This window comes from Rhizobium aureum (genome assembly GCF_030182495.1).
GTDB lineage: Bacteria > Pseudomonadota > Alphaproteobacteria > Rhizobiales > Rhizobiaceae > Rhizobium > Rhizobium tropici_C.
Map to the genome: position 1 here is coordinate 125,859 of NZ_JAQJCI010000015.1, position 8,989 is coordinate 134,847.

Below are 8,989 nucleotides of genomic sequence, written 5' to 3' on the forward strand. Positions count from 1 at the left end.
TCGGCAAAGTGGCAGCATGTGAAAAATGAGCCAAAAGATGGCCTTGAGGAGTATTTGGCATGAGCCGCATTGAGAAGAACGGGCTGCAGATCGAACCGGTACTTTATGATTTCCTCGTCAGGGAAGCGCTGCCAGGTTCGGGTATCGACGCCGAGACCTTTTTTGCCGGCTTTTCCAAGATCGTCCACGATCTTGGGTCGAAGAATCGCGAGCTCCTCGCCAAGCGAGACCGCATGCAGGAGGCTCTCGACGACTGGTATCGCAAGAACGGCGCGCCCGTCGATCTCGCTGCTTATGAGGCTTTCCTGCGCGACATCGGCTATATCGTGCCCGAAGGGCCTGCCTTTACGATCTCGACTGCCAACGTCGATCCGGAAATCTCGGAGATCGCCGGTCCGCAGCTCGTCGTTCCCGTCATGAATGCCCGCTATGCACTGAATGCCGCCAACGCTCGTTGGGGATCGCTTTACGACGCCCTCTATGGCACCGATGCTATTCCCGAGACAGACGGCGCCGAGAAGGGCAGGACCTATAATCCCAAGCGCGGCGAGAAGGTCATCGCCTGGGTTCGCGATTTCCTCGATTCCGCGGTCCCGTTGACCGGCGCAAGCTGGAAGGACGTCGCCGGCCTTGCCGTGAAGGATGGCGTGCTGGCAGTTACGGCGAAGCCCGGCGCCACGGCGTTGGCGGATCGCAGCCATTTCGCCGGTTATCTCGGCGATGCTGCCAAGCCTTCGCATATCCTCATAAAGCACAACGGGATCCATATCGAAATCGTCATCGATGCCAACACCGATATCGGTAAGGCCGATCCAGCCAATATTTCCGACGTTCGCCTGGAATCGGCAATCACGACAATCATGGACTGCGAGGATTCGATCGCGGCTGTCGATGCCGAGGACAAGGCCGAGGTCTACCGGAACTGGCTCGGCCTGATGAAGGGCGACCTGACCGAGGAAGTCGCCAAGGGCGGCAAGAGCTTCACGCGCCGGCTCAATCCCGATGTCGCCTATACCGCGCCGGATGGTAGCACCTTCGACCTGCATTGCCGTTCGCTGATGCTGGTGCGCAATGTTGGCCACCTGATGACCAACCCGGCCATTCTCGACCGTGACGGCAACGAGGTACCGGAGGGCATCATGGATGCTGCGATCACCGGCCTGATCGCGCTCTATGACATCGGTCCGAACGGCCGTCGCAAGAATTCGCGCACCGGCTCTATGTATGTCGTCAAGCCGAAGATGCACGGCCCTGAAGAGGTCGCCTTCGCGGTCGACATCTTCTCGCGCGTCGAGGACCTGCTTGGGATGCCGCGCAATACCATCAAGATGGGCATCATGGACGAGGAGCGTCGCACGACGGTCAACCTCAAGGAAGCCATCCGCGCCGCCCGCGAGCGCGTCGTCTTCATCAATACCGGCTTCCTCGATCGCACCGGTGATGAAATCCATACCTCGATGGAAGCAGGCCCGATGATCCGCAAGGGCGATATGAAGCAGGCGGCCTGGATCGGCGCCTATGAGAACTGGAACGTCGATATCGGCCTCGAATGCGGCCTTTCCGGCCATGCCCAGATCGGCAAGGGCATGTGGGCCATGCCGGATCTGATGGCGGCCATGCTCGAGCAGAAGATCGCTCACCCGAAGGCCGGCGCCAACACCGCTTGGGTGCCGTCCCCGACGGCTGCGACCCTGCACGCCACCCATTACCACCGCGTCAATGTCGCCGACGTGCAGAAGAGCCTGAAAAGCCGCGCCCGCGCCAAACTTTCCGACATCCTGTCCGTGCCGGTCGCCTCGCGACCGAACTGGACGCCGGAGGAGATCCAGCGCGAAATCGACAACAACAGCCAGGGCATCCTCGGCTATGTCGTGCGCTGGGTGGATCAGGGCGTCGGTTGTTCCAAGGTACCCGACATCAACAATGTCGGCCTCATGGAAGATCGCGCCACCCTGCGCATCTCGGCGCAGCACATGGCCAACTGGCTGCACCACAAGGTCATCACCGAAGTGCAGATTCTCGAAACGATGAAGCGCATGGCGGCCGTGGTTGATCAGCAGAATGCCGGCGATCCCAACTACATCGCCATGTCAGGCAATTTCGACGGTTCGGTTGCTTTCCAGGCAGCCCTCGATCTCGTCCTCAAGGGCCGCCAGCAGCCGAACGGCTATACCGAACCGGTCCTGCATCGCCGCCGCATCGAACTGAAGGCAAAGCACGCAGGGTAAGCTCCGTCTTTGCTTCGGAGGCCACCTCGATCCTTCGAGGCCTTGGCGTCTGCGCTGACGTTTTGACGGCAAGGCACCTCAGGATGAGGTGGAGGGACTCTTGCGGCCAGCGGAAAAGCGCGTAGCCAAAGGCGAAGCCTCGGACGAGGGCGGGTGTGATGGTTGGGATCGATCCCAAATTCCTCAAACAAAAGGCCGCCGGATACCGATCCGGCGGCCTTTTTCAATCCGAATGCCAAGTGATTACTGAATAACGACGACCTTGGTGCTGCGGCCCGGAAGAACGCGGCTGTAGAGATCGATCACGTCCTGATTGATCAGGCGGATGCAGCCCGAGGAGGCAGCAGTGCCGATCGAAGCCCATTCCGGCGTGCCGTGCAGACGGAACAGCGTGTCCTGGCCCTTTTCGTTATAGAGATACATGGCGCGTGCACCGAGCGGGTTGGAAAGACCCGGGTTCATGCCGCCCTCGACATACTTGGCAATTTCCGGACGGCGAACAGCCATTTCCTTCGGCGGGTGCCAATTCGGCCATTCCTGCTTCCAGGCTACGTATGCAGTACCGGACCAGGAGAAGCCCTGCTTGCCGACGCCGATGCCGTAACGCATCGCTTCGCCATTGCCAAGGATGTAATAGAGGTGACGCTCGCGCGTATTGACGATGATCGTGCCTTCAGCTTCATCCGTGTTGTATTCGACGATCTGACGGCGAAACTGCGGCTTCACCTTCTGGATCGGGATCGCCGGCAGCTGAAAGCCATTGTCGGTCGTCACACCATAGTCGCCATCGAAAGTCTTGATGGTCTCGGTAGCCGAATTTGCGGTGGCGGCCGGCGCTGCTGCTGCAGTGCTGGCATAGCCAGCCGATGCAAGCATTGCGACAAGGCCGAGTGCGGTCATAGCATTACGGATGCGCATGAAAGTCTCTCGAAATTTCGTGGCGGGGGGCGGATGGTTATCTACCATCTTTGTCTACGGTATATTTTCCATTAAACTAGTCTTTGCAAGCTGCTCTGGCCCTACAAAAATAGGGCCGGCGCGCAAATTAGAAGGACATGGTTTTTTTGCAACAATGCTTGACCTGTCCACGAGACAATTCATGACGATTTTGAACGTTTACAATAACAATCCGTTAATAGATGGTCGGCAGTCGGAACGGGCCATGCTTGTACGCAAGGGTGTGCAGCTATTACTGCACGACATGCGTCACGCCGTCCTACCGGAGCTGCCGCTCGCCAGCGGTCGCCGCGCAGATCTCATCAGCCTTTCGGAGAAGGGCGAGATCTGGATCATCGAGATCAAGACGTCGATCGAGGACTTTCGCGTCGACCGCAAATGGCCCGAATACCGGCAGCATTGCGATCGGATGTTCTTCGCGACACACAAAGACGTGCCGCTCGAGATCTTCCCTGAGGATTGCGGACTGTTTCTATCGGATGGTTACGGCGCCCATATGCTGCGCGAGGCGCCGGAGCATCGCCTGCCGCCGGCGACGCGCAAGTCCGTGACGCTGAATTTCTCCCGCGCGGCCGCCCAGCGGCTGATGCTGGCCGAATGGGCAACGGGCAAGGATTTTGCCTTCTCCCCTCGGGGAGAAGGTGCCCGAAGGGCGGATGAGGGGGGCGAGGAGCTTTAGTTTCGGGCGCTTTTTGCAGCTCGCGCTTATAGCGTCCCTCTCCCGAGGCAAAGGCATGCTCTATTTCGGCGCCCGCTTGGCGAGGATGCGCTGCAGCGTGCGGCGATGCATGTTGAGGCGGCGGGCCGTCTCGGAAACGTTGCGCTCACACATTTCATAGACGCGCTGGATATGTTCCCAGCGGACGCGATCGGCCGACATCGGGTTCTCGGGCACTTCGGCCTTTTCGCCGGGGCGCTGCGTCAGCGCCGCATAGACGTCGTCCGCATCGGCAGGTTTGGCGAGATAGTCGAGCGCGCCGAGTTTGACGGCGGTCACCGCCGTCGCGATGTTGCCATAACCTGTCAGGACGACGATATGCGTATCGTCGCGCCGCTGACGGATCGCCTCGATCACGTCCAATCCTGTGCCATCACCCAGCCGGAGGTCAACCACGGCGTATTTGGGCGGGTTCGCCTTGGACCTGGCAACGCCTTCCGCTACCGATTCCGCCGTCTCGACTGCAAAGCCGCGTGTTTCCATCGCGCGTGCCAGGCGGCGTAGAAACGGGCCGTCGTCGTCGACGATCAGCAATGTGGCATCCGGGCCGATATGGGCCGCTGCATCCTTCACTCCGGCGTTTGGAGAAGCGCTCTCTTTTTCCGTCATTTTTATCTTCTATCCCGGCGACCATCCGCCTGCATATTCAACCGATTTTGACGACCGCTGTTTTAAGCCGTGAAAATCATTTTGTCGAATTACTGTCGATCAGCACGCGCGGCCATTCGACGCGGACACGAGCTCCCGGTGTCTCGGGATCGCGATTGCCGAAGAAAAGGGTAGCGCCCGAGCGCTCGAGCAGTGTCTTGGCGATGAAGAGGCCGAGTCCGAGGCCGCCGGCGGTATCGTCCCGCTGGCGCGATGTGACATAGGGTTCGCCGATGCGCGCCAGTATTTCGGGTGAATAGCCGTTGCCGTCGTCCTCGATGACGATGGTCAGAGTGTCGACGGTATATTCCACGGTAATGGTCACCGTCTTGCGAGCATAGTCGACAGCATTTTCGATGAGGTTACCGAGCCCATACATGATGCCGGCATTGCGTGACAGAACAGGTTCGCCGGAGCGCGGGCTCTTCTCGATCAGTTCCAGCGTGATCCCGAACTCGCGATGCGGCGCGATCACCTCTTCCATCATCGAGGATAGCGTCAGCCGCCGCATATGCGCCTCGTCTTCAGAGGAGAGCGTCGTCAGCCGTCTGAGAATATCGCGGCAGCGCTCGCTCTGGCTGCGCAGCAGCGCCACGTCCTCGCGAAAGCGGTCATCCTCGCGCAGTTCACGCTCCATCTCCTTGGCGACGACGCTGATCGTCGCAAGCGGTGTACCGAGCTCATGCGCCGCGGCCGCCGCCAGCCCGTCGAGCTGCGACAGGTGTTTTTCCCGCTGCAGCACCAGCTCCGTCGCCGAGAGCGCATCGGCGAGCTGCGACGCCTCCATGGAGACGCGATAGGCATAGAAGGCGGCGAAGGCCATGGTAGAGGCAATGGAGCACCACACGCCGAGCTGCATGACGCTGTGCACGTTGACGGAGACACCTTCGTACCAGGGAAGCGGGAAGGGCGAGAAGGCAAGGCCGGTAATGCAGATCATCGCCAACAGGATCAGCGGCATGCTGTAGCGGATCGGTTGCGAGGCGAAGGAGATGATAACGGGCACGCAGACCAGCGCCGAGAAAGGATTGGCAAGGCCGCCGGTGATCAAAAGCAGCCCGCAGAGCTGCAGAAGATCGAGGCTGAGCAGGGCAAAGGCCGCCGGCGGCTCCAGCCGGTGCGTCGGTGGATAGCGCAGCGTCAGGAAGAAGTTAATCCAAGCCAAGCAGGCGATCAGCACGCCGCAGGGCAGGAGCGGCATCGGAAACTTCAGCCAGAAAGCGACGATCATCACAGTCACCGTCTGGCCGCCGACGGCAAGCCAGCGCAGGCGCACCAGCGTCTGCAATCTTAGCCGTCGGCTCGTATGGTGGCCCTCCTGCGCCTTCGTTTCGGCTTCGGAGAGCTTTTCCAGTCCCCGGAAGAAGCGTGCCATCGTTAGGTTCCCCGTGGTTTGGCGCGTGTGGTCGGCAGGGCCTCGGCCGGGTCTTCCGGCCAGGGATGCCTCGGGTAGCGCCCGCGCATATCGGCGCGCACATCCTTCCAGGATCCGGCCCAGAAGCCCGGCAGGTCGCGCGTCGTCTGGATCGGCCGGTGCGCCGGCGATGTCAATTCAAGCAGCAGCGGCAACCGGCCGCCGCCGATGGCCGGATGCTGCTTCAGTCCGAACAGCTCCTGGACGCGAATGGTCAAGAGCGGCTCCTCGCCGTCATATTGTATGGGATGGCGCTGGCCGGTCGGCGCTTCGAAATGCGTCGGCGCCATCCGGGCGAGATCGCGTTGCAGTTCATGCGGCACGAGAGACATCAGCCCGTTGGAAAGGCCGCCGACGGAGATGTCGGAGAGGCCGCGCGCATCGGTCTGAAACGGCGTGAACCATTCGTCGAGCCGCGTGAGCAGCGCCTCGTCGCTCATATCGGGCCAGGGTTCGCCGATCGTGCGATGCAGGAAGCCGATTCTTTCCCGCAGCTGCGCAGCCTCTTTCGAGAAAGGCAGGACGCTGATCCCGAGGTCGCGAATACCTTCGGCGAGGGCCTTCGCCGCCTGCTCGCCGGTGGGCCGCGGCAGGGGCGTTTCCTCGAAGATGATGGCGCCGAGCCTTGTCGCCCGCCGTGCCCGCACCTGACGGCTTGCCTTGTCGAAAAAGCTCTGGTCTTCGGTGCGGATCTCGCCCGGCAAATGCTCTTCGACATCCGCGCGGGAAATCTCCGCCGCGGCCAGAATGCGTGCCTGCGCCGCACGTCCGGTCAGGTCGGCGATGACAAGCATCTGCGAACCGGCAAGCCGTTCGGTCTCCGGCAATTCCGCGCCGCGCCCATTGGCCATGACGAAGCGTCCCCGCCCACCGCGCTGCAGGGCGATGCGGTCGGGAAAGGCATGCAGCAGCAGCGCACCGGCGAGCGGGGGAATAGAAGAGGTTGAATTGCCTTTGCCACCGACAGCCTGAGCAAGGCGTCCGGCCAGCCGGCGCGCGGCCTCGGCTCGTTCGCCTTTCTCGGTCTTGAAGCGCCGCAGCCGGTCTTCCAGGTCGATGCTCGATCCGCCGAGCCCCTGTTCCGTCAGCAGCATGGCAAGCAGCGCCGCTTCGCGTGCCTGGCCGAATTCGCCAGCCGATATCACCATCGCCGCCAGGCGCGGAGGCAGGGCGAGTTCGCGCATCAGCCGCCCGCGCGCCGTCAGCCCGTTTTCCGCGTCGAGCGCACCCAGCTGCCGCAGCAAGGTCCGCGCCTCGGCAAGTGTGGTTGCAGGTGGCTGGTCGACGAAGGCGAGCGTTGTCGGATCCTGCACGCCCCAATGGGCGAGATCGAGCGCCAGGCCTGAGAGATCGCTGGAAAGGATCTGCGGCGGCGTAAAGGCTGGAAGCGCCGCCGTCTGACCCGGGTGCCATAGGCGGATGGCGATGCCCGGTTCGGTTCGCCCGGCGCGGCCGGCGCGCTGATCGGCCGAGGCGCGCGACACGCGCACCGTCTCGAGCCGCGTAATGCCGGTGGAAGCCTCGAAAACGGGCAGGCGCTGCAATCCGCTGTCGATGACGATGCGCACGCCGTCGATGGTGATGGAAGTTTCGGCAATCGAGGTCGCCAGCACGATCTTGCGCGTGCCCCGCGGCGCTGGCCGAATTGCCGCATCCTGCTCCTTCTGGCTGAGATTGCCGTAGAGCGGCGCAATCATCGTCTCCGGCGAGAATCGCCCTTCCAATCGCTCCACCGTGCGGGTGATTTCCGCCTGACCGGGGAGAAAGGCTAGGATGGAGCCCTGCTCGCGCGCATGCGCATCGAGGATCGCCCGCGTCACCGTATCCTCGATCCGCTCTCCCGCTGGCCGATCCTGGTGGCGGATATCGATCGGAAAGCTGCGACCCATACTTTCGATGACGGGCGGGTGGTAGAGGAGTGCAGCGACACGCTCCACATCGAGCGTTGCCGACATGACGAGGATGCGCAGATCCTCTCGCAGGGCTGCCTGAACGTCGAGCGCCAGCGCCAGGCCGAAATCTGCATCCAGCGAGCGCTCGTGGAATTCGTCGAAGATGACGGTGGAGATGCCGGAGAGTTCGGGATCGTCGAGGATCATCCGCGCGAACACGCCCTCCGTCACCACCTCGATGCGGGTCTTGGCGGAGATGCGGTTGTCGAGCCGCATGCGGTAGCCGACTGTATCACCCATTTGTTCGCCGAGCAGCGAGGCCATACGGGCAGCAGCGGCCCTCGCCGCCAGCCGTCGCGGTTCCAGAAGAATGATCCTGCCATCGCCGCGCCATGCCTCGCCCAGCAGATAAAGCGGCACCAGCGTCGTCTTGCCCGCGCCAGGTGGTGCGGAAAGCACGGCGCGCCGCTCGTTAGCGAGGGCTGTGCCGATATCGGCAAGCACATGCGAGACCGGCAGCTCAGGTAATGAAGGCACTCTATATGTCACGCCTGCCTGCCCCGCATATATCCATAGGCAAAAGCTTGCACTTGCCGGGTCGGCGCGGCCTGCGCCTGCCTTTTATCGAGAAGCACCATATCCGCTCCCTTCAATCTCTCGATGTCTATTAGGTCCTGGGTGTCCGGCTGGCAATGAGAGGCGGATCCGATGCTTGCAACAGGGCGCAAGTGGCTCGTTACGAGCGCGTATCTGGATGATTCCGGCAGGCGGTGTAAAATGAATCCTGAAATCGTGGCCAATGGCGAAAAAATCTCCAAGATTTCGATCGAGTTGACAAATCCTCTTTTCCATTCAATCACTTACAAAAATGTCAGAATTTTTACAGCTGGAGTGTTGACTTGGTTCGGAGGTAGGGTCTATAAGCCCGATCACTGACGAGGGCGGCGGCGCTGCTGGCGACGAAGTCTCTCGCTCTGGTGTTTCCTGGATTGGCTGCGATGCTGATTGGTGGTTCTGGGCTGAGGCTTGGGATTGGTGGGAATGCTATTTTTGACTGGGTTTACTGGTCGGTTATTTGACAATTGAAGATGAGAAGAAAGAGAAACGTGGGCGGCGAAGCTTGCGGGACCGG

General features: G+C 61.5%; 7 protein-coding genes. 2 read left to right on the forward strand and 5 right to left on the reverse strand.

From position 1 onward, the window contains the following. The first annotated feature begins 59 nt into the window (after window positions 1-59). A complete protein-coding gene (locus PH552_RS26130) occupies window positions 60-2,228 on the forward strand; it encodes a malate synthase G (RefSeq protein WP_113250773.1) in 2,169 nt (722 codons plus the stop codon). A 243-nt stretch (window positions 2,229-2,471) separates the two neighbouring features. Here PH552_RS26130 and PH552_RS26135 read toward each other — a convergent pair whose 3' ends face one another. After that, window positions 2,472-3,146, reverse strand: a complete 675-nt coding sequence (locus PH552_RS26135) for a L,D-transpeptidase (protein ID WP_113250772.1) — start codon at window positions 3,144-3,146, stop codon at window positions 2,472-2,474. Between the two features lie 181 nt (window positions 3,147-3,327). Here PH552_RS26135 and PH552_RS26140 point away from each other — a divergent pair, with 181 nt between their 5' ends. Then, a complete protein-coding gene (locus tag PH552_RS26140) occupies window positions 3,328-3,864 on the forward strand; it encodes an MmcB family DNA repair protein (protein WP_113250771.1) in 537 nt (178 codons plus the stop codon). 60 nt (window positions 3,865-3,924) lie between these two features. Here PH552_RS26140 and PH552_RS26145 read toward each other — a convergent pair whose 3' ends face one another. The 4 genes from PH552_RS26145 to PH552_RS26160 form a co-directional block, all read right to left on the reverse strand. Continuing rightward, the gene (locus tag PH552_RS26145; protein ID WP_112339931.1) at window positions 3,925-4,512 is read right to left on the reverse strand and encodes an ActR/PrrA/RegA family redox response regulator transcription factor; all 588 of its coding nucleotides are present in this window, start codon (window positions 4,510-4,512) and stop codon (window positions 3,925-3,927) included. 76 nt (window positions 4,513-4,588) lie between these two features. Then, on the reverse strand, window positions 4,589-5,926 hold the full coding sequence (locus PH552_RS26150; RefSeq protein WP_113250770.1) for an ActS/PrrB/RegB family redox-sensitive histidine kinase: 1,338 nt from the start codon (window positions 5,924-5,926) through the stop codon (window positions 4,589-4,591). Window positions 5,927-5,928: 2 nt separating this feature from the next. Beyond that, window positions 5,929-8,394 carry an ATP-dependent helicase HrpB gene (gene hrpB, locus PH552_RS26155; protein ID WP_285166362.1) on the reverse strand — a complete coding sequence of 822 codons (2,466 nt, stop codon included), beginning with the start codon at window positions 8,392-8,394 and terminating at the stop codon, window positions 5,929-5,931. 392 nt (window positions 8,395-8,786) lie between these two features. Beyond that, a partial coding sequence (locus PH552_RS26160; protein ID WP_285166363.1) for a hypothetical protein occupies window positions 8,787-8,989 on the reverse strand: 203 nt, incomplete at its 5' end.

Excerpts from the sequence above, each read along its gene's own strand:
- PH552_RS26135 (WP_113250772.1), bottom strand. The coding sequence starts at position 3,146 with ATGCGCATCCGTAATGCTATGACCGCACTCGGCCTTGTCGCAATGCTT.
- PH552_RS26145 (WP_112339931.1), bottom strand. The coding sequence starts at position 4,512 with ATGACGGAAAAAGAGAGCGCTTCTCCAAACGCCGGAGTGAAGGATGCA.
- PH552_RS26150 (WP_113250770.1), bottom strand. The coding sequence starts at position 5,926 with ATGGCACGCTTCTTCCGGGGACTGGAAAAGCTCTCCGAAGCCGAAACG.
- PH552_RS26140 (WP_113250771.1), top strand. The coding sequence starts at position 3,328 with ATGACGATTTTGAACGTTTACAATAACAATCCGTTAATAGATGGTCGG.
- PH552_RS26130 (WP_113250773.1), top strand. The coding sequence starts at position 60 with ATGAGCCGCATTGAGAAGAACGGGCTGCAGATCGAACCGGTACTTTAT.